A 23,061-nucleotide genomic window follows, 5' to 3' on the forward strand; every position below is an offset into this window, starting at 1 on the left:
AAAAAAAAAACGACTACAATTTAATTGTAATTTAATATTCACCTGATGGTCATCCGGCTAATTTTTAACCTCATTTCCACCAGATGGGAAGAAGGAAAAATGAAGTACAATAAGCATTTTCTAAATAAAGTCGATGACAAGAAGCATTTACGCAAGGTCAAGAAGCAATGGGTCGTCGTTTCGATGGCATCATTTGCTTTGGTTACTGGTGGCGGCCTTGCCGTATCACAAATTAACCATGTGTTGCCAGGGATTGTGCCAACGTTTATTTCAAATAGCGTCAACCACAAAGCAAGTGCCGACACAACTGATCCGATTCCATCTGGTTTAGCACAGGGAACTTATTCTAAGGATAATGTACCAGCTGGGATGGATAAGAAAGAATTTACTTCATGGGGTATGTTCAGCGTTGGTGTGTCTGTAGATGGTTCTCCTGCAGAGGGAGTGACACATGATACGAATACGGGGCGCGATGTCCATGAGATAACTTTTCAGCGTCAATTAATTGTAGATTCAACGGGAGCGCATTGGGGTGATTGGACAATGCTCACATCTGATGGCAACGGTGATTTTCAATCTATATTACTAAGTGGTGATTCTGGCATAGTTCATTTTTCTGGAACTGCTGTTTCTGACCCAAATTTTGTTGCCCCTACTGGGTTTTATGTTGGGGATGTGAACAAACTAAATTATGTTTCAACTACTAACTATAATTTAACTAGTTCAGATGCTGTGCCTGTTGTTAGTTCCCCAGATGGTGATCGTTATCAGCTTCAAATTACTAAGACAACGTTGGATACTGGTGTGCCCTTTGCTAATCTAGATGTTAAGGCAGGTATTGATAAACTGAAAAGTGATTATACTGCTAGTCCTGATTTTAATGCTCCTGAACACTACCTTTTCGGTTACACGGTTAACTTTACCTCTAAGACGAAAGATACGACGGAAACAAAAACCTTTACTCGCACCATTAAGTATGTCGACCAATCTGGCAATGAAGTAAAGAGTCCTAAAACAGAATCGATTACGCTGTCTCGAAAGGTAACTACTAATCTTTATACGAATAAAGTGACAACCGGAGACTGGACCGTCGATGGCACCAACGGTTGGGCAGATAACACCCCCGTTGACCAAACCATCACCGACAGTAATGGTAATGTCATCTATGACAATCCAAAGTTGAACGGTGCTGCGGTTACTTCCATTCCAGGTAAGACAGCCGATGAAATTAATGGTGATGAAACGGATACGGTGGTCTATGGCGATCACACTTCATCCGTCACCCCCGACACACCCAACCTGCCTGACAACATTAAGAAGCAGTTGGAGCAGGATGTTACCCGTACTATCCACTACCGGAATGCAGCCAACCACGCCGAATCTGTTCACGATGATGTCGTGCAACACGCTACGGCCAAGTTCTCCGCTCAATACGATTGGAAGACTGGTGAGTTAGTGAAGAATTCTTCTGGTTCCGTTGATAAGACCTTGATTCAAGCGCCAACCTTTGATGGCCAGGCGGATCCAACGGTTGCTGGTTGGAAGTTCGTTTCACACGATTCGGCCGATTCCGATCCAACGACGAACTACACAGAAGGAAACAATGGGGACGTTAATCCCAACATTTCAAACATTGAATCTTACTCATACTACGATAAGACTTCAACCATTGGTCCCAACGGTCCTGTAAACCCCAACGATCCCGTTATCCCAGATAACAAGAAGGATACGGTCAAAAACGATTTGTCTCGTACTTACCACCGCACGGTAACCTTGAAAGGCCGTGATGGGGTAGTACTTGGCACAAAGGATGAAACGGTGACCTACACGCGGACGGCAACCTTTGATTACGCCACTGGTGAAATCGTTCCTGGTTCCGAAACCGCTTGGACCCTGTCTGGTTCAGACAACAAGTGGGACGAAGTGACGGGTGACGCCACCATCGATCATGATGGCACGCACTACATCAAGGAATCCGGTGCCGATGGTACGGATCCTGAACCAAACAAGACCTTTAACCCCGATACGGATGCCTCGATTGCGAACCAAGAAGATACCATTTGGTACGATGCCACGGCTGCACCTTCCGCAACGGACACGGACAAGGACGTTAAGCGGACCATCTACTTCAAGGCGGATGATGGCACGGTCTTGGATACCAAAGTCCAATCCGTTCACTTCCACCGCGATGGTTACATCAACCAAACGACCAACCAGTTTGTGCCAACCTCCGATTGGTACGTTCAGGGCCTGCCAAATGAAATGGCAGCGGTTGGTGCCGAAGACTTTTCAAGTCAAGGCTACGAACCGGATACGTCCAAGCAGACCTCTGTTTCGGCTTTGACGCCGGACAAGGGCGATACTTCTGAACCCGATCAAACGATTTGGTACAAGGACAAGACCGGTAACATCACGCCCAATACGCCAAAGCACAACCCCAACAATGGTCCTGACATTCCACAAGGCATCCTCGATTCCTTGACAAAGAAAGTTACGCGGACCATCCACTACAAGGGGCGTGATGGCCAAGACCTGGGTGACAAGGTTCAAACGGTGACCTTCAAGGGGTCGGCCGAATACGATTGGAAGACCCAACAGCTCGTTGGTCCAATCACTTGGGATAACGGTGATGGCAACTGGCCGGCAAACGATGCCCCCGCAACCATTCAAAAGGATGGGGCAACCTACCGGAACCCCGACCAACCACACACGGATGCACAGGACGTCACGATTAATATGGCCAATGCCGAAGTGACCGTTCTCTACGACAAGACCCGTGACGTGGTCCCATCCGACAATGCGGATACGGACCGGGATAAGGTCCGGACCTTCCACTTGCTCGATGGTAACGATGGAAACCGGGAGTTTGGCACGACTAAGCAAACGACCCACTTCCACCGGGATGCGCTCTACTTTGATGAAACGACGAACCAGATTGTCTATGGTAACTGGTCAGCCGATAACGATTCGAAGTGGGCCGCATACAACGCCCCAGACGAATCGGACAAGGGTTACGTGAATGGCACACCGGCTTCCTATGGTGAAGTCGCGCTGAACCAAGATTCACAAAACGCTGATGAAAACTTCGTTTATTCCCACGCTCACGCCAACGTCGGCCCTAATGGTCCCGTTAACCCAGGACACGGTGGTCACTTGCCAAACATCCCAGATGATGTGCATTTGAAGGATCAGTTGTCCAAGACGATTACGCGGACAATCAAGTACGTGGACAAGAATGGTAACGAGATTGCCCCTGAAGTCACCGAAACGGTGACCTATACGCGGACAGCTGACTATGACTATGTCACTCACCAACTGTCGAACTTCTCGGCTTGGACCGTGGATGGTTCAGATGAGTGGGCAGAGAAGGATTCACCTGAGATCTCCGGATATAACAGCCCAGATAAGGCGAAGGTCGATGCTCAAAAGGTCGCCCAAAGCGATCAAGACCAAACAGTCACGGTGACCTATGACAAGGATGCCGCACCGGTTACGCCTGCTCCAGCAGGACCTGCTGGTCCTTCTGCTCCGGCAACACCAGCAGCACCAGCTTCCGTGCCAGCGGCGGCCGCTAAGGTGATGAAGGTCGCCAAGGCGGTCTTGCCAAGTACGGGTAAGGAAGCCGCTCATGATGCCGAAATGGCCCTGCCATTCGTGGCGACGACCTTGGCCGGTATCTTCTTCCTGATCTCAAAGAAGCGCAAGGAAGAACAAGAAGACCAAGCCAACTAAAGGTTGGGAGAGTTGGTCAAAAAGACACGGACTACTGTCGTTGATTGTACTTCATTCGGTAGTCCGCAAAGAAGCCTCCAGCACCTTGGGTGTTGGGGGCTTTTTGTGTGGGAATGGGAAAGAAGAGGCGGGTTCAATTGATTGAATGATAGTGGTCGATTACCAACTTTAACAGATTAGGCGTTTCTTGCTTTTTATTATTTCTAAACAGTTACAATTCTATTTGAATAGTGTTACAATACTAATGAAGAACCTATTGGAATCAATGTTTCCTGTAGGGGACGATTCTCATTCTCATGTAGCATGATGACGATACTTAATGATAAAAGCGTGCTCTTTTGAGAACGCTTTTATTTATTTAAAAAGTTCAATTAGAAGAGAGATAATAAATGATGCAGAGCAATCAATTATTTAAATCATATCAAGCAAAGAAATTCTGGGTAACGGGTTTGGCTAGCTTAACACTAATCACTTTGGCCAGTAGTAATCAAAAGGTGCTGGCGGATGGGTCGCAAGAAACATCGGTTGTTAGCCAATTAGGTAAGCCTGCGGCAAGTGATGATTTGCCTGTGACCGTTACAAAGGATAACTTTTTACAGTATTTTAGTCTTGGTGGTACGGCAACCTATGATTCAAGCACGAATAAGGCAACGCTAACGCAAAACGAGAACGGCCAAGATGGTAATATTACCCTAAAAACGAAGATCAATGCCAATGTTCCTTTTTGGATCTCTGGAACCATTAACTTGGGAACAAATCTCGATGGAATAACCGGTGGTGATGGCATTGCCATGGCGTTTCACCATGGTTCGGATGGCCAGATTGGTTTCCAAGGTGGCGGTATTTCGATTAAGGGTTTGCCAAAATCATCTGGTTTTATCTTCGATACTTGGACTCTAAATCAAGGAGACTATTCGAAGATTTATATGTCAGGGATTCACAGTGATGTGGATCAAACCGATCAGAATGACCCATGGCGTTATGCTGGTCAACCAGATTATTTGAACGTGTCTGAGATTGCGGGTAAAGATGTGCCGTTCACGCTTACTTATGATGGACAGGGACACATGACAATGTCTTATCTAGGAGTCAGTCGTACGATTGATGTTGATGACTATCAAGATCCATTGTCCTTGTCGATTGGTGGTTCAACGGGAATTGCGGATAATGTACAGACTGTGTCGATTAATTCCTTCCAATTTGTACCAGCGCAGACAAACCCGGCGACACGAACCATCCATTATGTTGATCAGGATGGTAATGAAATCGCTTCGCCAACCGTACAGCAAGCGGTTTACCGCCGTACGGGAAGACTGCAGGACGGCAAGGCAGTCTATACTGATTGGCAGTTGATTTCAGGTGATCCAAACTTTGCGGCCGTAGAAGCCCCAACCATTGCCGGCTACACGGTTCAGTCTGGTCAACAAACTTTTTTTGCGGCCACGACAGTGAGTGAAGATTCCGGTTCTTCAAGTTATACAGTTAAGTATACAAAGAATGCGAACCAAGCGACGTTGAACGTCCAAGATAGTACCATTGTTTCTGGGCCTAACGCTAGTTGGAATGCAGCCGATAACTTCCTGAAGGCCGTTAATTCAGATGGTTCAACCGTCAATTTATCAGATGTCAAGGTTGATGGAACGGTTGATGTTAAGACTCCTGGCGAATATGATGTAACTTATAGTTATACGGATAAAAATGGTAAGCTTCAAAAGCAGACTGCTAAAGTGACAGTCATGGCTTCTAAGTCCAACCTTGAAGTGAAGGACTTAACACTTTGGGTTGGTGATTCTTGGGATGCCAAGGATAACGTAGTTCGTGCAACGGATGAATACGGAAATAGCTTGAATTTGAAGTATGTCAACGTTCAGGGAAGCGTTGATACTTCGAAGGCTGGTGTTTATCCACTGACCTATACTTATACTGATACAAGTGGTAATAGCTTTACGAAAACAGCTAATGTTACTGTGAAAGCACTAACAACTACTTCCACTGAATCAAAGACGGTGAAGGAAAACGTCCACTATCAGTACGAGGATGGCAAGACGGCTGCTGACACCTACACGAAGGAGGTCACTTTCACCCGGACCGTAACTAAGAATGAAAAGACGGGTGATGTTAGCTATGGTGACTGGTCAGCAGACCAGACCTTTGCTGCAGTCGACAGTCCTTCAATTAAGGGTTACACGGCAGATAAAGTATCAATTACTTCTCAAACGGTTAATGGAAATTCTGGCGATTTGAATTTTACGGTAACTTATATGGAGGACACGCCGGAAGTAACAACGCAAAGAACTACGGTTAAAGAAACCATTAATTATCAGTATGAAGACGGCACGAAAGCTGCTCAACCATATACAAAGAATCTTACCTTTACCCGTTCCGTTTCAACTGATGCGGTAACAGGTGAAAAGACCTATGGTGCTTGGTCAGCTGATCAAACATTTGACGCCGTTACGAGTCCTTCTATCGCAGGATATACTGCAGATCAATCGAATGTTGCAGCACAAACCGTTAATGGTAATTCAACCGATTTGAACTTTACGGTGATCTATAAGAAGAACTCCTCTGCTAATAATGGTGGCAACACGCCATCGAACAACGGTGGCAACACACCATCGAACAATGGTGGCAACACGCCATCAAACAACGGTGGCAACACGCCATCGAACAATGGTGGCAACACACCATCGAACAATGGTGGCAACACACCATCGAACAACGGTGGCAACACACCATCGAACAATGGCGGCAACACACCATCGAACAATGGCGGCAATACACCATCTAACAATGGGGGAGACGGAGTAAATAACACGCCAGCCAATAACAATGGCAATGGTGGTTCTTCCTCAAATAGTACTAACACGGTTCTTCCTTCAACCGGTGGTAATGAAGCTCCTGCTACGTCATCTGCTTCTACTGCTAATGCAACGAAGAATAATAAGGTTTTGCCAGCAACTGCTAAGAAGGTAGCTAACAACGCAACCGTTCTTGCAGCAATGCTTGCCCTTATTTCAGCTGCTAGCTACGCTTTCTTTACCAAGAAGCGTCGTGAAGAGAAGTAAGTGTGAATGAAGAGAGTCCTATGTATAGGGCTCTTTTTTATTGGTGGCACAATTATGGTGTGTTTGTGTCAAATGATACAAGCGTGTTACAATGTAAAAGACAAAGAATTGAATCGGTTTTTTATTCAATTCTACGGGATGATTTTGGAACTGTTCGGTACCTGAGGGTTAGAAAATGTTTTCATTTCACGGATGGTATCAGTCCTTAAGGGGGATAGTTTGATGGAATATAAGCACTATAAAATGTTTAAATCTGTCAAGAAATGGGTTGTAGCTTCTGTTGCGGCATTCGCGATGCTTGGCCTTGGACAGGTGACGACGCAGCAGGGGACACACTTTGGTCAACGTGAAGTGGCCGCAGCTGATGGTACGACTTTGGCAGATGCGCAAAGTGCAGCAAAGACTGCCTTGGAAAGCGCAGCAGGTACGGCGAAGGATCCGGGAAATGTCAGTTGGACCGCTGATAAGAATAATGGCGTTCGAATGGCCTTTGGTGGCTTGGGACAGGATCTTACCAGCGAGGACATGCACTTAAATACTTCAGCTAATGTGACGGTGTCCACAGATGACCAGTCTGCCATTCAACAGGTTCTGAGCGACTATGAAAACAAGGTGGCATCGGCAACCTCGGTTGATGAAGTGACATCTCTGCAACAGGAAGGGACTGCTAAATTGGCCTTGATGGGTGTTAAAATTCAGGCCAAGGCAATGCTCGCTCAAGATTATCAAAACGTTTCTTCTGGAACGGTCTATTTGCTGAATAAGGAAGCAGAGGCCGATGCTAAGCAGACGCCAATTCGCTTTGAAACATCCGTTGCTTCACAGGACAATTATCAAAATACCATTCAAAATGCCTATCAAGATGCCTTGACTTATATCGATAACTATAGCGGAACCGCACAAGGCCTTTCGGATGAAATGACCAGCACGAACATTAGTACTGGTTTAGCGAACAAGATTCGTACACTTTATTACCCAATTATTCAGGCAGAATATCGTAACGATAACCGCTACTATGCTTATTCAAACATGGTAAGTACCTATACGTTAATGGGAAATTCCACTGTTCCAAGTGACCAATACAGCACTGTTTTAGATGCTCTGGAAAAGGTGAACGGGGAGGTGGACGCCACGCCTGTGAGTGCCGGAATTCACAATACGAATTACTGGATGTCGATGGGAAAAGCAATGGCGACAGCGGGCATCCAAGCCTTGACTAAACAAACAGAAGCTGTTTCGAGTGAAGACAAGACTGCCATTGAATCCATTGCAAATAAGGGCTTGGCGGATGTTGCGCCGTTAATGATCCAAGTATTGGTTGGGTTCGTCCTGCTCAAATTTTTGCGCAGGTCAAGTCAGATGTGTTGAGTTTGATTTCAAACAAAACCATTACGCGAACGATTAAGTATGTCGATGCTGAGGATCCTAACAAGGAAGTTGCTGATTCAAGGACGGATACGGTGCAACTTAGTCAAGGCTTTACGGTTAATAATTACACTGTGACGTCTAACGGTTGGACCAGCGGGACTTTTGAAGCAGTGCCATCGCCAGATCTGTCTGCTAAGGGCTACAAGGCAGCTGATCAAGCCACGGTTGATGCATCGACGGTGACAAATGGTGATTCGGACCAAACCATTGTGGTGAAGTATGCCCATGATACGGCCGTTCGGACGGCTGATGATCCGGGTTCTTTGCCCGTTAGTGATCTTCAAAAGACGGTGACGCGGACGATTCGCTACGTGGATGCTACTGGTAAGCAGCTGGCGGAGCCAACGGTCCAAACGGTTACGTTGAAGCGTGAGGCTACGGAGGACTTGGTTACCAAGCAAGTGCTTTCTTATGGTGACTGGACAGTTGCTTCCGGTGACTGGTCAGCGGTGCCTGTGCCCGAAACTTTGGCCAGCGGAGACTATACGACACCAAAGGTGAATGGTGAAGCAGTTTCGACGGTTACGGCTGATTCCGTAACAGCGGATAGCTCGGACCAAACCGTCACGGTTGTCTATCAAGAAAAGGACGCTGCGGAAAAGAATAATGCTGGCCAAAAGAATGATCAGAACCAGAGCGGATCTGGTGACCGGAACGTGAATGGTGGGCAGAGCTCGACTGGAACGAACGCATCAGCTCAAGATAAGCAGTCTAGGACAAACGATAGCGTTTCTGCAACGGCTACAAGCGCTGTTAAGAAAGTTGAAGCGGTTTCTTCTGGCTTGCCTGAGACGGCTAAGCAGGTCGTCACGAATCCATTTGGAATTGCTGGTTTGGCTGCGTTGTCAGCCGCTAGCTACGCCTTCTTTACAAAGAAGCGCCGTGATGAAAAGTAAGTGTGAACGAAAAGAGTCCTACTCGTAGGGCTCTTTTTTCTGTAGAAAATGGGTATTTGGTGACGAATATATACAATCCGTTACTTTTTTGACAACGTTGTGCCAAAAGCGTATAAATAAATTAAAGACATCTAAAGTGGAATGTTTCTGAATAAAGATGTTCTTAAAGTAATTGGTATGGAGGTCAACGATGGATTTAAAAGATTATAAACAAGCAAGGGAAATCGGAATTAACAGTACGGCTTTGAATAACTATGTTGGTTATTCTCGTGGTTACTTGGAACCCGGAAACATCGGTGAAGGTTATTTGACTGGATTGAAGGTCGATGCCGCTGCCACGCTGTTAACAGATGATACGATGCTTGATAATATTTCGTCCTACGATCGGGCAGAGGCGAAGAACGCAAATCTCGCACAGATTAACATGGAAACGGCTTCTTCCTTTACGGGTCCACAAGGAAATATCATTGGCTATGACTTTTTACGAAACACGGCGTTAAAGGATCAAAAGCCCATGTATACGCGAACACAATGGGATGGCTCAGAGCTGCCAATTTATGATGCGAAACCACTACAGGATGCCTTGGTTGAGTACTTAGGTACTGTCGATGAACCCCGTTTTAAGACTGTTCCAGCCGCTTTTATCACTTGTGCCAATAAGGGGGCAATGGCAAAGCGGCCAAAGGATGATCGGCCATTGAAGCCCGGTGAAGGTTATGGTGTCTGGTCCGCAATTGCCTTGTCAATCGCCAATGATCCAGTTCACCACTCTTCAATGTACGTGGAAGATGCTGGGGTTTGGACCAAGTCTGACAGTGAAGAGGATTTGATCGATTATCTCAATACACGAAAGGCCGCCATGGCCCAATCAATTGCCTACTGTGGTAAGCACGCCAAGACGACTTTTAAAGCGACCTACATTGGCTTTGCACACACCATGCTGAAGCCGGGTGAATTTGGAACGGCCATTACGGTCGGCCCATATTTGACCATGCCTTTTGATGCTGTGCCCGATGCTCGCCGTACCAATGCTTCTGCTGAAGATGCAATGGATACGATGCGTAAGTTGAGCCTGCAAGACTGGTTGAAGGAAATGAACTACGAATCACTCGTTGAAAAAAATAACATTACTTACTAACTCAGTTTCTTTTGGAGGATTCTTTTGGCTACAAAACAAGCGAAAAAATTAGGAACGATCGGCTTAATCGGCTTGATTGTTCCAGCAATGATTGGTGGTGGGGCCTACGACCTGCCCCAAAACATGGCCACGAACGCTGGGCTAATTGGTCAACTACTGGGATGGGCAGTTTCCGGTGCGATTATTTGGTGCCTGGTTTACTCATTTTTGTTCTTGTCGAAATTACGACCAAACTTCACTTCTGGCCTTTACATGTATGCAGAGGACGGCTTTGGAAAATTCACTGGATTCTTTGTGAGTTGGGGTTACTGGATTTGTGAGTGTTTTGCAAACATCACCTACTCCGTTCTTCTGGCATCAACGTTAAATTCATTTTTCCCCGGTGTCTTTAAAGGTGGTAATAATCTGAATGCCATTATTTTGGGGACGGTCATTCTTTGGTTAATGACTGCACTTGTGTTGCATGGTATTCAGGGAGCAAGCTGGGTGGATAACATTTCAACAGCTGTGATTTTGCTTTCACTCGTGTTCTTCATTATCAGTATGATCTTTGTCTTCAATCCCCATGTGTTTACAACCAATGTAATGGGAAATGAAAGCATTCGCCACTTACAAGATACGAACTTAGGTTCACTTTTCCACCAGATTAAAGACACGATGATGGTCACTCTCTGGGTCTTTGGTGGTGTCGAAGGGGCCGTTGTCTTGTCAGGTGATGCGAAGAGTCAAAAAAACGTTCGCAATGCGACAAAATGGGGCTTTATCATTTGCTTGATCATTTATGCCGCTGTTTCCGTGCTGGCTCTTGGCTTCCGCAGTTATGGTTAGGTTGCCAACATGGCGTCACCATCAACGGGTGCCCTTCTTGCTGCAATTTACGGACCAATTGGCCGGATTATTATTGGCATTAGTGTCATTGTAGCCGTATTGGCTTCCTGGTTGACCTGGGTTCTGCTTCTTTCAGAAATGCCACGCGCTGCCGCTAATACGGGCTCCTTCCCGCAGTCATTTAAGAAGGTGAATAAGAATAACATGCCTTCATATTCAATCATCGTCTCAACCTTGGTTATGCAGGTTATTTTGTTCTCAACGGCCTTTGCAGGTAAGGCCTTTAATACCATGTTGACGATTGTTGGAACAATGACGGTTCCGCCATATCTGATTTCGATGATGTACCTTTTTAAGATTAGCTTGAATGAAAAGTCATTTAATCCAACTGGAGCAAAAATTGGCTTCACCCGAACTCGGCCATTGATTTATTCGGGCTTGGCTGTTCTTGGAACCCTTTACATGGGCTATTCAGCTGGGATTAAATACACGGCGCTTTCCTTTATCATTTATGCGCTTGGTATTCCGGTCTACATGTGGGCGCGCAAGCACACCGCGGGCCAAACAACAAAAGCCATCTTTACCAAGTATGAAAAGATTTTTGTTATTTGTATCCTAGTGGTTGCAGTTGGCAGTTCGCTTTTGATGTTGCGATAGGGTAATCAATGGATAATTTTCAAAAACAAGTGAAACGTATGCTTCAAGAAAAGCGAATCAATCCTGAAAAGATCCTTTTTGGAATTGACGAAAAGGGGAAAGAGACGGCGGTTTATTTTGATTCGGACTTTCTCTATATTGAGAGTAAAAATCAATTCGAAAAGACGTCCCGTGACAAAGCAATTCATACAACGTTTCTTTCCGGTGCTCCAGATGGGGCGCTGGTACTTGAATGCCCGGCGATTAAGCTATCCTTACACGGGATTCATGAGGGGCGGGTGTTCGACTTTACCCAATCACTGGACCCAAAGTCAATCTACAAGGCTGATTACAATGGTACACAACCCTTGCAAAACAATGTTTTAGTGGATTCTGAACACGCGGAACTCATCGATCAGCTTCGTTATCAATTGCAGACGGGGCAGATTTCCCAACATGATTATGATTCCTTAAATCCTGTATTACCAAAAGCTGGTAAATAATTGGAATGATTCGAAAAGGACCAGTTCGTTTGAACTGGTCCTTTTGTGTTGCCTTTTGCACACAAAAACGGATTCGCCTGGGAAAGGGCGAACCCGCTGCTGGAAAGGAGGTGCGCATCTGGTCAGAAACCAAATGCAAAACTTAAAGAAAGGAGAACTCGAGTGCGGGAGTAGCGCGACTCAAGTTTTGAAATTGGCTGGGCCAATTTCTGCCTACAGTCTAACAAAAAACCCTTCATCAAGTGATGAAGGGTTGGAATAAGAAAATAGTAAAAAAGCACGCATCTTATGATACGTACTTTTCATATGGTTATTGTCTCAAAATTTACTGTTCATTTTTCTTCGAACGAGTAAAGAAGAGAGCAAGTGATGCAGTAGTTACTGATAAGAATGTAGCAGGAACTGCAAATTTTTCAGTGCGCTTTGCAGTGCTTGGTAAGATACCAGCTACATACTGACTGTGCTTCGTGTTAACAGATTGGCCGCTGTTATCACCATTCGTACTTGGCAATACAGCGCTTGGTACTTTGAAGCCGCCATTGCTATTGTTGTTATTGGAACCGTTAGCACCGTTGCCATGATCACCGTTATTGTTTGGTGTAGGTGTAGGTGTTGGGTTGACTGGTGTTGGAACAGGATTTTCATCCGTATCGTAGGTGATTGTGATTGATGAATCCGTATCAGTATCATCTGCCTTTACGGTCTTTGCAACGTTTTCCGTTCCATCAACAACGTGATAACCCGATACCGTGTCGTCGACTTTGGCAAAGGTGTCATTATTTGTCTGCCAGTTTGACGTTGCCGTGAAGTTTCCGTTTTCATCCAAATCACCTTCACGGGTAAAGGTAACTGTTTCAACTTGATCTGGCTTTACTTGATGACCCTTGGTGTCAACGAAGTGGACCGTACGCTTGAAGGTCTTAACAACATCACTTTCGTGTCCGTCTGCGTTGTTGGCATTAATCGGCGTCTTTGAAGTCTTGTAGGTGACGGTCACGTTATTGTTGTTTTGGCTAACGTCGTTTAGCGTCACATCCGAAGTTGAATCTGGGTTGCTGTAGGTGACATTACCGTTCGTGATTTGGCTTGGAATGCTGTAGCTTGGTGCGTTACCATCCTCGGTCCAAGTAATGTTGCCTAGAGTATTGTTATTCCAGTCGTATTCAGCCGAACCACTGAAGGTTGCCGTCAACGTTTGGGAGCCAAGGTTTTCGCCCTTTGGTCCTTTGAGGGTGACCGTTCGAGAAACTGTCTTGGTCAGCTGATCCTTGATGTTTTCAGGAAGGTTGGCCGTATTACTGTTGACGGTTGATTGGTGATTCTTCAAGTAGACGTAGACATCGTTTTGGGTGTTGTGGTGACTAGCCGTCCATTGCGTACCGTAGTCTTTGTGGTTAGGAATTGAATCGAAAGTAGCAATGGAACCGCTGCCCGCGCTCACTGAAGAAATGGCGTTGCCATTTGCATCCACGGCATTGGAGTAACCTTCAATCGTAGGGATGGCTAAACTATCAAAGTGGTACAGGCCGTCTGAACTTGCTTTAGTGGTACCAGTACCATCGTTTGCTGCAAGGCCGAACGGACCGAAACCTTCACCTGAGAGGGCGGTTCTTGCGTTGTTTGTCGTCACATAGCGCGTAAGTAATTCGTTTGCGTTTTGAGTGACCGTTTTAATATCAGCGGCATTCGGATTGTTTTTATCACTATAATTCCGAAAATGAATCGTCCGGACAGGGGTAACGTTCATATCGTCTTTTGAAATTAAATCAGAAGGGAACTGGATGCCCGCGTTGCTAAGTGTTCCAGAATATGTGCCCGCAGCACCAAACTGGAAGAGTGAGGTACCACTAGTAAAAGTAAAATCTTCATTAGCAAAGATTCCTAAATCGCTATTATCCGCTGAAACGGTGGTTGTATTTGGCAAGACCGTTTGATTCGTCATCACATTTGCTGAACCAAGTAGTCCGAGCGTTACAACTGATACGACAACCCAGTTTTTCTTTACTTTACGTAAAAGCTTGCGATTAACAAGCTGTGTAGAATTTTTCTTTAAATTGTTAAGCATGAGAAGCCTCCTTGCTTATTTAGATTTACTCTAAATCTATCTACAACCACATTATATTACTTTTATTTCGAAAATGGAACAATTTAGAATAGTTTTATTTTAAATATTACGTGACGAAGTGGAGAGGCTATCGTTACTGTGTCTATGTGATGAGTGGCCTTTGACTTTTGTCTAGAAAAACCCGTATAATAGATGCTAGTTGATTGACAGAATTTATGGGCGGAGTACGCCCTAAATTGGAAGGGAGGGACCATGGCAGAACGCATTCCACAAGCCGTTATTGACGAAGTTCGCGCCCAGACCAATTTGGTAGACCTGGTCTCTCAGTACACTCAGCTGGTGAAGCGGGGCCGGGAATGGAACGGTTCCTGTCCCTTCCATGAAGACCGCAGGCCCTCCTTCTTTGTCGACGATAAGAAGCAGGTCTTCCACTGCTTTTCTTGTGGACGGTCCGGGACGGCTTTTTCATTTTTGATGGAAAAAGAGGGCTATACCTATCCGCAGGCCATCTTGAAATTGGCCGAAGATGAAGGTGTCACGGGCTTGGACAAGTACCAGGGTCAGCCCTCAGCCCGGCAGGAAAAGTTTCAAAAGATTTACGAGCTATACGACGCTGCTCAGAAGTTGTACACGCACATCTTGCTGAACACGACGGCTGGCGAGCAGGCCCTTTCTTATTTAAAGGATGACCGGCAGCTGGACGAGGAAACGATTCGTCAGTACGGCCTTGGCTTTGTGCCAAGCAACAACGTGCTGCTTTCCTACGCCCGTGAGCACAACATTGATGAAAAAGTCATGGCCGAAGCCGAACTCTTCATCGAGCGGGACGGAGAACTGACCCGGGACCGTTTCAATAACCGTGTTGTTTGGCCGATTAAAAACGATCGCGGTCAGGTGCTCGGCTTTTCCGGTCGTTCCCTTGATCCGGATAATCCGGCCAAGTACATGAACTCACCGGAATCGCCCTTCTTTAATAAGGGAAAGTTGCTTTACAACTTGGACCAGGCCAAGGGGGCCATTCGTTTGGGTGAACCTGCGATGATCTTTGAAGGCTTCATGGACGTGATTTCGGCGGCCATGGCCGGGGTTGACGGCGCCGTTGCCACCATGGGAACGGCTTTGACTGAGGACCATGTGAAAGCCCTGACCAAGTTAAATGACAAGATTACGCTCGTTTATGATGGCGATGCAGCCGGACAGAAGGCGGCTAAACGGTCGATTCCACTGATTCGTTCGGTGACGCCTCAGGTCGAGATTGGTGTCATTGCCTTGGCTGATAACCGAGATCCGGACGAGGTGCGTCGGGAGCTTGGCTTGCCAGCCTTGAAGCAGGCGCTGACTCAGGCCACTCAAACGCCAACCGAGTATCTGATTAACGCGGCCAAGCAAGATAAGAATCTGCAAAACCAGGCTCAGTATTTAGACTTCTTAAAGGAAGTCTGGCCAATTCTTTCTTCGGCTTCGGCCGTTGAACAGGACTACTTCTTAAAGAAGATTAGTGAGGATTACGGTTCTTCGATGGAATCGCTCCAGTCCGAATTCAAGGACTACTTGGCTGCTCACCCGAAAGGGGGTCAGGGACCACAGAACGCTAGTCAAGCGCCTGGCTTTAACCCGGGTCAAGCTGGTCCAGGTCAAGCTGCTTCAGGCTGGGATGATTCCTTCATTCCAGACATTGATCCCTTGGCAGGGGCTTCTGACTACGGCAGCCGGGGTGCTTCGGTGCCGAATTGGCAGGACGCGCCTAAGCCGCAGATCTCGCGGGTTGAAAAAGCCGAGCGGGCCCTTTTGATGGCAATGATTAAGTCGCCGGCGATTCGGCAGCTGGTCGATGAACGGCCGGACTTTTCCTTTGTTCATCCCGAATACCAGTTGCTCCTGCTTCTCTACGATGCCTTTTCCAAGGAACATGGCAGTGGCGACTTTGACCTGGCGGCCTTCATGGACTACGTCCAAAAGCCGGATTTGGGTCAGAAGCTGCTTTCAATGGACCGGGAGTTTGGGACGCTCGAACCGCAAAGGGACGCCGCCAAGGATTACATGGAAGTAATTATCCGGGTTGGCCCGTACGAAGACCAGCTTAAAAACTTGCAGCAAAAGATTGCCCAAGCGAAGAACCAGCACGATGATGCCGCGCTGATTACACTAATGACAGAACTCATCAATCTGAAAAAAGAGCACTTTTCGCAATAGGAGAAAACATGGCAAAGATTACAAGTTCAAGTAAGATTTCCGATATTAAGGCATATTTAGACGAAAACCACATCGCCTATCACAACCGTGCGCGCAAGGCCGAACTCTTGGCCTTGGCCGAGGGAAAGACGCCGGAAGAGGCCGCTGAAATTGCCAAGAACGAACCGGCCAAGAAGCCGGCCAAGAAGTCTGGCCCAATCAAGTCAAAGAAGTACGATGCAGCGGTTCGTGAATTGCTGAAGGAGTACAAGCCCGCTAAGCAAATCGTTTACGCGGAATTGTCAAAGCGTATTTCAGAACCCTTCCACTTGGATTCCGAAAACATCGAACGTCTGATGGAAAAAGTCGAAGACGCCGGCATTGCCATCGTCGACGAAAAGGGTGAACCCGCACCCGAAGTCTTGAAGGCCAAGCAAAACAAGCCTTCCGAACAGGAACGAGAAGCCGCCGATGCCGCTACCGGAATCAAGATTAACGATCCCGTCCGCATGTACCTGAAGGAAATCGGTAAGGTGCCTTTGCTGAAGGGTGACGAAGAAATCGAAATATCAAAGCGCATCGAAGCCGGTGACGAAGAAGCCAAGCAGGAATTGGCCGAAGCCAACCTCCGTTTGGTGGTCTCCATCGCCAAGCGCTACGTTGGCCGTGGCATGCAGTTCTTGGACTTGATTCAAGAAGGAAACATGGGGCTGATGAAGGCCGTTGACAAGTTCGACTACACCAAGGGCTTCAAGTTCTCCACTTACGCCACCTGGTGGATCCGTCAGGCCATCACACGTGCCATCGCCGACCAGGCCCGGACGATTCGAGTGCCGGTCCACATGGTGGAAACGATCAACAAGTTGATCCGTATTCAACGTCAATTGCTTCAAGACCTTGGTCGTGAACCAATCCCTGAAGAAATCGGTGCCGAAATGGATTTGACGGCCGACAAGATTCGCGAAATCTTGAAGATTGCCCAAGAACCCGTTTCCTTGGAAACGCCAATCGGTGAAGAGGACGACTCCCACCTTGGTGACTTTATCGAGGATAACGAGGCGGTGTCACCAGCCGATTCAGCCGCTTACGAAATGCTTCGTGACCAGCTCGAATCCGTCTTGGATACCCTGACTGACCGTGAAGAAAACGTCTTGCGTTTGCGCTTCGGTTTGGAAGACGGCCGCACCCGTACTTTGGAAGAAGTCGGTCGCGTCTTCGGGGTTACCCGCGAACGAATCCGTCAGATTGAAGCCAAAGCCTTGCGTAAGCTCCGCCACCCAAGCCGCTCTAAGCACTTGAAGGACTTCATGGACGAAAACTAATTTTTTGTCTAATAAAGATTTTGATTATCCGACTCCGGTCGGATTTTCTTATGACTAAGACCCGGTGAAAGTCGGGTGGCAGTCACCACACAAATCCGCGGTTCGTCGACCATCCCGCGAAAACAAAACTAGGAGTATTTATGAATCAATTGGATAAGCGTTCGCTTTCGCGAACACAGAACTTGACTTTGACGGCGGTTGTCGCTGCTTTGTATGCAGCGGTGACCATGATGGTGGCCCCAATTGGCTTTGGGCCCGTGCAGCTCCGTCTGTCCGAAGGGCTGAACCACTTGGCCGCCTGGAACAAGCGCTACATCGTTGCTTTGTCACTGGGTGTCTTGATTGCCAACTTGGTATCACCCATGGGTTGGATTGACTGGGTCTTTGGAACCTTGGACACGGTCATCATGACGGCTTTGACCTATTACTTGACGCGCAAGGTGGGATCAGCCTTGATGAAGATCATCATTTCAACGATTTCGGTTTTGACGGTTGGAATGGCCATCTTGGCAGCCGAATTCACCTTCGCCTTTGCCATCAACGCCGCTGGTTCCTTCCCGCCTGACCACGCGGGTTCCATCTGGGCCAACTGGTTGTCCTTCTACCTGATGCTGGTGCCGGGCGAATTCGCCTCATTGGCTGTAGGTGGAATCGTGATTTACGCTTTGTCAAAGTTTGTTGATTTAGCTAAGTAAGAAAACAATGAAAAAGTCGTCGAAGCATGCTTCGACGACTTTTTTGGTGGATTAGATTTGATTACTTCAATGGAACATCGACAACCCAGCCAGCAGGACCCTTTTCGTCCCCATATTGGATGGCAATCAGGCGGTCATAGAGGGCCTGGGTCTTTGGGCCAACTTCGGTTTCCGAGTAGAAGACGTGCTTTTTGCCCTGGTGGGTGATGGAACCAACCGGTGAAATGACGGCGGCGGTTCCCATGGCCCCGGCTTCGGCGAACTGGTCCAGTTCATCAATGCCGATTGGCGTTTCAACCGGGTGCATGCCCATTTCTTCGGCCAGTTCAAGCAGGGAGAACTTGGTGATCGATGGCAGGATGGACGGCGACTTTGGTGTCTTGAACTGACCATCCTTGGTGATTCCGAAGAAGTTGGCGGAACCGAGCTCTTCAATGTAGTGGTGCTCGCGTGGATCCAGGTAGACCACCTCTGAGAAACCGGCCCGGTGGGCTTCTTCGCCTGGAAGCATGGAAGCCGCGTAGTTCCCGCCGACTTTGGCCTGACCAGTACCACCATGGGCAGCCCGGTCAAATTCTGAGGTCACAAAGGCGGTTGGCTTCAAGCCACCAGGGTAGTAGGCGCCAACTGGCGTCACGTAGATGCGGAAGATAAAGTCCGAACCGGGCTTCACCCCAACGATTGGCGACGTTCCAATCAAGAAGGGACGGATGTAGAGCGAACCACCGGATTCATATGGTGGGATGAAGTCCTGGTTGGCCTTGACCACTTCTTTCACGGCTTCGACAAAGTCGGCTTCGGGATAGCCAGGCATAAGCAAGCGTTCAGCCGAATTGCGCATCCGCTTGGCGTTGCGGTCCGGACGGAAGAGGTTCACGCCACCGTCCTTTCGTCGGTAAGCCTTCAACCCTTCGAAGACTTCTTGTCCGTAGTGGAGCACAACGGCTGCTTCGGAAAGGGAAATGTTGGAGTCGGTCGTCAGTTCGCCCGGTTCCCACTTACCGTTATGGTATTCAGCCTGGTAACTATAGGGAAGGTCCTTATAGGAAAAGTCGAGGGAGTTAAAATCGATGTCTGCTGCTTTTGCTTTGCTCATAGTCTGCCTTCTTTCCTGAGTACTTTGGTCTATTATTAAAATAAAATGAGAAAATGTCAAGAGTTTTCAGAAAAGAATTTACTTGCTTGGTCCTTTTGAGCCGGAATTCTTGGCCAGGGGCAGCTAAATGAAAGATTCGCTGTCTGTCTGCCCTATGCTAAAATGAAGAAAGAAGAATTTTACTGGAGGAAACCATGGTGAACTATCCAAAGGGCGTGCACAATGCTGGTTCGTCCGTTTCCAATCAAATCAAAGCCGGCAAGCAGTCCAAGCGGGGACTGACCTTCGGAAAGCGAGGGATGGGTCTCGAAGATGAGATCAACGCGGCCAACGACTACTACCTGGCCGACCACCTGGCCGTGATCTATAAGAAGCCGACCCCGGTTACCATTGTCAAAGTCGACTACCCAGCCCGATCGGCTGCTAAAATTACCGAGGCCTACTTTCAAAGACCGTCAACGACCGATTACAACGGAGTTTACCAAGGCCGTTACCTGGACTTTGACGCCAAGGAAACCAAGAATAAGACCTCCTTTCCCATGAAAAACGTTCACGAGCACCAGGTCCGCCACCTGGCCAACGTGGTTTCCCAGGGGGGCGTTGGCTTCCTCTTGGTTAAGTTTACGACGCTAGACGAGACCTACCTTTATCCGGCACCGGAATTGGTGGCTGCCTGGCAGCGCTTGGAAGGGCACCGGTCGCTTTCCTATGCCGAATTAAAGGCGGATGCTTATCTGGTTCCAGCCAGCCTGACCCCTTCGCTGGACTATCTGAAGGCCGTCGACGACTATTTGGCTGACCTGGCTGCTGGGATTCGCTCGGATCGGCCACAGAGGAAGACGGCTGGGGCTGACCAGGCAAAAGCTACTTTTGGAAAAGATAGCAGGGCTGATTCAGATTCGGAGCGGCGCTTATGAGTCGGATTTGGGTAACGGGTTACAGGGCCTATGAGCTGGGAGTTTTTAAGGATAACGACCCCAAGGTCGCCGTCTTGAAATACGCCTTGAAGCAGCGCCTAGTTGAGCAGTTGGAGCAGGGGATGGACTGGCTGATTACCGGTGGGCAGCCCGGCGTCGAACTCTGGGCGGCCGACTTGGCCACCGAGCTGAAGGCGGACTACCCGCAGCTGCAGTTGGCTGTCTTTGTGCCCTTTGAAGACTTTGGTAAGAACTGGAAGGAGGCCAACCAGGCCAAGCTAGCTAAGGCCAAGAGCCAGGCCGACTTTTTTGCGGCTACTTATAAGGGCGACTACCAGGGACCCTTTCAGTTGCAAGGCTACCAGGACTTTATTTTGGAGCACAGCGATGGGGCGGTGCTGGTCTACGACAAGGACTTTGAGGGGAAGCCGGCCTATGATGACCGGGCGATGACGACTTTTCAAGAAAAGGCCCCTTATCCAGTCAATCGGATTGATATGGAAGACCTGCAGGAATACGCCAACGACTATCAAGAGGCCATCAACGAGGAAAAGTGGAATAGCTAGCAGCGATTCTAAACTTTAGCGCTCATTTAATCTAGAAAGTAGACAATAGACCTATTGATTAGCCTGGTAAACTTGCCGACTCGGTTCTTTACTGGTATGATTAAATTAATTCAAAGAATGAATTCAAAGGAGTACTCTTTTGGCACAAGTAAAGTACACGCAAAAAGATATTTACGACCGCGTCTTTAAGCAAAAGCGGATGGGCGTTGGTTATGATCCCGAAGATGTTGATGACTTCTTGGATGGCATCATTTCAGATTACGGTGTCTTCACGAAGCGCATCAAGGAATTGCAAGACCAAGTTGGTCAATTGCAAAACGCCTTGCAGGAAGCACAAAACCAATTGGCCGGTGGTCAGGCTGCTGCCCCACAGGCACCGGTTGCACCCGCTGCGCCAGTTGAAGCTGCACCAGCAGCTCCTGTACAGGAAGAAGCGCCAACTAACCTTGACTTGATCAAGCGTGTGGCAAACTTGGAACGGGCCGTTTTCGGAACGGATCACCAAGCTTAAGCAACAACCGATAAATAACGTTGAAAGCCCTTGGCTTTTGGCAGGTATCGAGTAATTGCGCACCGGTTATCCGGTGTGAGGAAGGTCCATGCTCGCACACTCTGCGATGAGTGTAGTGTTTGTGCTGGGATAAACGATAAACCCAGGCGTGCTTTGCACGACGGCGGTCGAACGGGCTAAGGCTTTGCTATGTCCTATTAGGCCTGAAGGTGCCATAGAAACGTATTTCCAAGTGAAAGCTTGGAACTTGAGACGAGGTAAACCCCACAAGCGGGCAACCCAAACTTTGGTAGGGGCGGCTGACCTAGTGAATTGAAACGATGGTCGGTATGGCAGCAATGCTTAGATAGATGATTACTGAAGGTTAGTGTTTCCCCATTGCTAACTGGAACAAAACATGGCCTACAGATACCTGTCGGGGAGCTCGCGTAAGCGGGCTTTTTTATTTGGAAAAAGATACGGTTAACGCGAAAATCGGGTTTGAAAGTCACCCGCTATCTGTTCTACAATGGAATAGAAATAAAGAAGGAGGCAACACATGGCAAACAATATTTTGCAAGAAACAACGAAGTTATCAAACGGCGTTTCAATGCCGGTCTTTGGTTTGGGCGTTTGGAAGTCAAACAATGCGCAGGCCGCTGAATCTGTGCAGGTCGCCATTAAAAACGGCTACCGCTTGATTGATACTGCCAAGCAATACGGTAACGAAGCCGGTGTCGGCTACGGAATCCAACAGGCCTTGGTCGATAACCGCTTGAACCGCAAGGACCTCTTCGTTACGACGAAGATCTTTAACGGCGACCAGGGTTACTTGTCGACTTTGCACAACTTTGACGAACAGTTGAAGCGTCTGCGTTTGACCTACGTTGACCTGCTTTTGATTCACTGGCCTGTCGAAGGCAAGTACTTGGACACTTGGACGGCTTTGGAAAAGCTTTACAAGGAGGGCAAGGTTCGGGCCATTGGTGTTTCCAACTTTGACCAGGATAACTTGGCCGACTTGGAGAAGCTGCACCGCTTGATGCCACAGGTTAACCAAATGGAATTCAATCCACTCGTTCAAGAAGAGCACCTCTTCAACAAGATGAACGGCTTGGGTATTGCCATGGAAGCCTGGTCACCACTCGGTGGTGGGGAAGCCCTGAACGACCCAACCATCAAGGCCATCGCCGATAAGCATGGCAAGACGACCGCTCAAACCATCCTGCGGTTCGACTATCAAATGGGTGTCATCACCATTCCAAAGTCGGCTCACGAAGAGCGAATTATCGCCAATGCGGCCATTGACGACTTTGCCTTGTCAGAAGATGAGATGGCACAAATCAAGGCGATGAACAAGGAACAACACAGCATCTGGCACCAAGACTTTGCTTGGCACAAGGGATCTGAAGATACCGGTGTTAAGGATGAGGTGTCAACTTGGGACGATACTGATGAATACTTGAAGAAGGAAGTTACTTACTAATTTCTTTGCAATAAAAAAGCGAC

At 47.8% G+C, this 23,061-nt stretch carries 14 protein-coding genes, 1 other RNA gene and 2 pseudogenes; 15 read left to right on the top strand and 2 right to left on the bottom strand.

All coding sequences use genetic code 11. The annotated features are described in order from the left end of the window. The first annotated feature begins 99 nt into the window (after positions 1-99). From G6R28_RS01180 to hdcB, 7 genes and pseudogenes are all read left to right on the top strand, one after another. The gene (locus G6R28_RS01180; protein WP_213792416.1) at positions 100-3,732 is read left to right on the top strand and encodes a mucin-binding protein; all 3,633 of its coding nucleotides are present in this window, start codon (positions 100-102) and stop codon (positions 3,730-3,732) included. A 389-nt stretch (positions 3,733-4,121) separates the two neighbouring features. Further along, the gene (locus G6R28_RS01185) at positions 4,122-6,800 is read left to right on the top strand and encodes a mucin-binding protein (protein ID WP_213792417.1); all 2,679 of its coding nucleotides are present in this window, start codon (positions 4,122-4,124) and stop codon (positions 6,798-6,800) included. Between the two features lie 222 nt (positions 6,801-7,022). Beyond that, positions 7,023-8,168: a KxYKxGKxW signal peptide domain-containing protein gene (locus tag G6R28_RS01190; protein ID WP_213792418.1), complete on the top strand. Its 1,146-nt coding sequence runs from the start codon at positions 7,023-7,025 to the stop codon at positions 8,166-8,168. A 2-nt stretch (positions 8,169-8,170) separates the two neighbouring features. Then, positions 8,171-9,124, top strand: a complete 954-nt coding sequence (locus tag G6R28_RS01195) for a mucin-binding protein (RefSeq protein WP_213792419.1) — start codon at positions 8,171-8,173, stop codon at positions 9,122-9,124. 190 nt (positions 9,125-9,314) lie between these two features. Further along, positions 9,315-10,262: a histidine decarboxylase, pyruvoyl type gene (hdcA, locus tag G6R28_RS01200; RefSeq protein WP_213792420.1), complete on the top strand. Its 948-nt coding sequence runs from the start codon at positions 9,315-9,317 to the stop codon at positions 10,260-10,262. Positions 10,263-10,286: 24 nt separating this feature from the next. Further along, a pseudogene (locus G6R28_RS01205) lies at positions 10,287-11,747 on the top strand (amino acid permease). A gap of 8 nt (positions 11,748-11,755) precedes the next feature. Next, entirely contained in the window at positions 11,756-12,229 is a 474-nt protein-coding gene (gene hdcB, locus G6R28_RS01210) for a histidine decarboxylase maturation protein HdcB (protein WP_213792421.1), read from the top strand. A gap of 325 nt (positions 12,230-12,554) precedes the next feature. Here the strand turns inward: hdcB and G6R28_RS01215 are convergent, their stop codons facing one another. Continuing rightward, positions 12,555-14,294: a mucin-binding protein gene (locus G6R28_RS01215; protein WP_213792422.1), complete on the bottom strand. Its 1,740-nt coding sequence runs from the start codon at positions 14,292-14,294 to the stop codon at positions 12,555-12,557. Between the two features lie 252 nt (positions 14,295-14,546). Here G6R28_RS01215 and dnaG point away from each other — a divergent pair, with 252 nt between their 5' ends. The 3 genes from dnaG (at position 14,547) to G6R28_RS01230 (ending at position 18,483) form a co-directional block, all read left to right on the top strand. Then, positions 14,547-16,487, top strand: a complete 1,941-nt coding sequence (gene dnaG / locus G6R28_RS01220) for a DNA primase (protein ID WP_213792423.1) — start codon at positions 14,547-14,549, stop codon at positions 16,485-16,487. Positions 16,488-16,495: 8 nt separating this feature from the next. Then, on the top strand, positions 16,496-17,788 hold the full coding sequence (rpoD, locus tag G6R28_RS01225) for an RNA polymerase sigma factor RpoD (RefSeq protein WP_213792424.1): 1,293 nt from the start codon (positions 16,496-16,498) through the stop codon (positions 17,786-17,788). 140 nt (positions 17,789-17,928) lie between these two features. After that, complete coding sequence (locus G6R28_RS01230; protein ID WP_213792425.1) at positions 17,929-18,483, top strand: QueT transporter family protein; 555 nt, start codon at positions 17,929-17,931, stop codon at positions 18,481-18,483. A 61-nt stretch (positions 18,484-18,544) separates the two neighbouring features. Here the strand turns inward: G6R28_RS01230 and G6R28_RS01235 are convergent, their stop codons facing one another. Continuing rightward, a complete protein-coding gene (locus tag G6R28_RS01235; protein WP_338017257.1) occupies positions 18,545-19,612 on the bottom strand; it encodes a branched-chain amino acid aminotransferase in 1,068 nt (355 codons plus the stop codon). A gap of 161 nt (positions 19,613-19,773) precedes the next feature. Between G6R28_RS01235 and recU the strand changes: the two are divergent. The 5 genes and pseudogenes from recU to G6R28_RS01260 all read left to right on the top strand — a co-directional run. Next, positions 19,774-20,382, top strand: a pseudogene (gene recU / locus G6R28_RS01240) (Holliday junction resolvase RecU); the annotation flags it as partial. Between the two features lie 110 nt (positions 20,383-20,492). Next, on the top strand, positions 20,493-21,062 hold the full coding sequence (locus tag G6R28_RS01245) for an SLOG family protein (protein ID WP_213792428.1): 570 nt from the start codon (positions 20,493-20,495) through the stop codon (positions 21,060-21,062). 139 nt (positions 21,063-21,201) lie between these two features. Further along, the gene (gpsB, locus tag G6R28_RS01250) at positions 21,202-21,573 is read left to right on the top strand and encodes a cell division regulator GpsB (protein WP_213792429.1); all 372 of its coding nucleotides are present in this window, start codon (positions 21,202-21,204) and stop codon (positions 21,571-21,573) included. A gap of 43 nt (positions 21,574-21,616) precedes the next feature. Then, an RNA gene (gene rnpB, locus G6R28_RS01255) (RNase P RNA component class B) lies at positions 21,617-21,983 on the top strand. Positions 21,984-22,111: 128 nt separating this feature from the next. Then, positions 22,112-23,038: an aldo/keto reductase gene (locus tag G6R28_RS01260; protein WP_213792430.1), complete on the top strand. Its 927-nt coding sequence runs from the start codon at positions 22,112-22,114 to the stop codon at positions 23,036-23,038. The last annotated feature ends 23 nt before the right edge of the window (positions 23,039-23,061 follow it).

It is taken from the genome of Fructobacillus papyrifericola (genome assembly GCF_018437235.1).
In the GTDB taxonomy this organism is placed as follows: Bacteria; Bacillota; Bacilli; order Lactobacillales; family Lactobacillaceae; genus Fructobacillus; species Fructobacillus papyrifericola.

Bases quoted from the DNA above. Each gene is read 5' to 3' on its own strand.
- hdcA (WP_213792420.1), top strand. From the start codon at position 9,315: ATGGATTTAAAAGATTATAAACAAGCAAGGGAAATCGGAATTAACAGT.
- G6R28_RS01230 (WP_213792425.1), top strand. From the start codon at position 17,929: ATGAATCAATTGGATAAGCGTTCGCTTTCGCGAACACAGAACTTGACT.
- G6R28_RS01190 (WP_213792418.1), top strand. From the start codon at position 7,023: ATGGAATATAAGCACTATAAAATGTTTAAATCTGTCAAGAAATGGGTT.
- G6R28_RS01185 (WP_213792417.1), top strand. From the start codon at position 4,122: ATGATGCAGAGCAATCAATTATTTAAATCATATCAAGCAAAGAAATTC.
- rpoD (WP_213792424.1), top strand. From the start codon at position 16,496: ATGGCAAAGATTACAAGTTCAAGTAAGATTTCCGATATTAAGGCATAT.
- dnaG (WP_213792423.1), top strand. From the start codon at position 14,547: ATGGCAGAACGCATTCCACAAGCCGTTATTGACGAAGTTCGCGCCCAG.
- G6R28_RS01215 (WP_213792422.1), bottom strand. From the start codon at position 14,294: ATGCTTAACAATTTAAAGAAAAATTCTACACAGCTTGTTAATCGCAAG.
- hdcB (WP_213792421.1), top strand. From the start codon at position 11,756: ATGGATAATTTTCAAAAACAAGTGAAACGTATGCTTCAAGAAAAGCGA.
- G6R28_RS01245 (WP_213792428.1), top strand. From the start codon at position 20,493: ATGAGTCGGATTTGGGTAACGGGTTACAGGGCCTATGAGCTGGGAGTT.
- G6R28_RS01180 (WP_213792416.1), top strand. From the start codon at position 100: ATGAAGTACAATAAGCATTTTCTAAATAAAGTCGATGACAAGAAGCAT.
- G6R28_RS01260 (WP_213792430.1), top strand. From the start codon at position 22,112: ATGGCAAACAATATTTTGCAAGAAACAACGAAGTTATCAAACGGCGTT.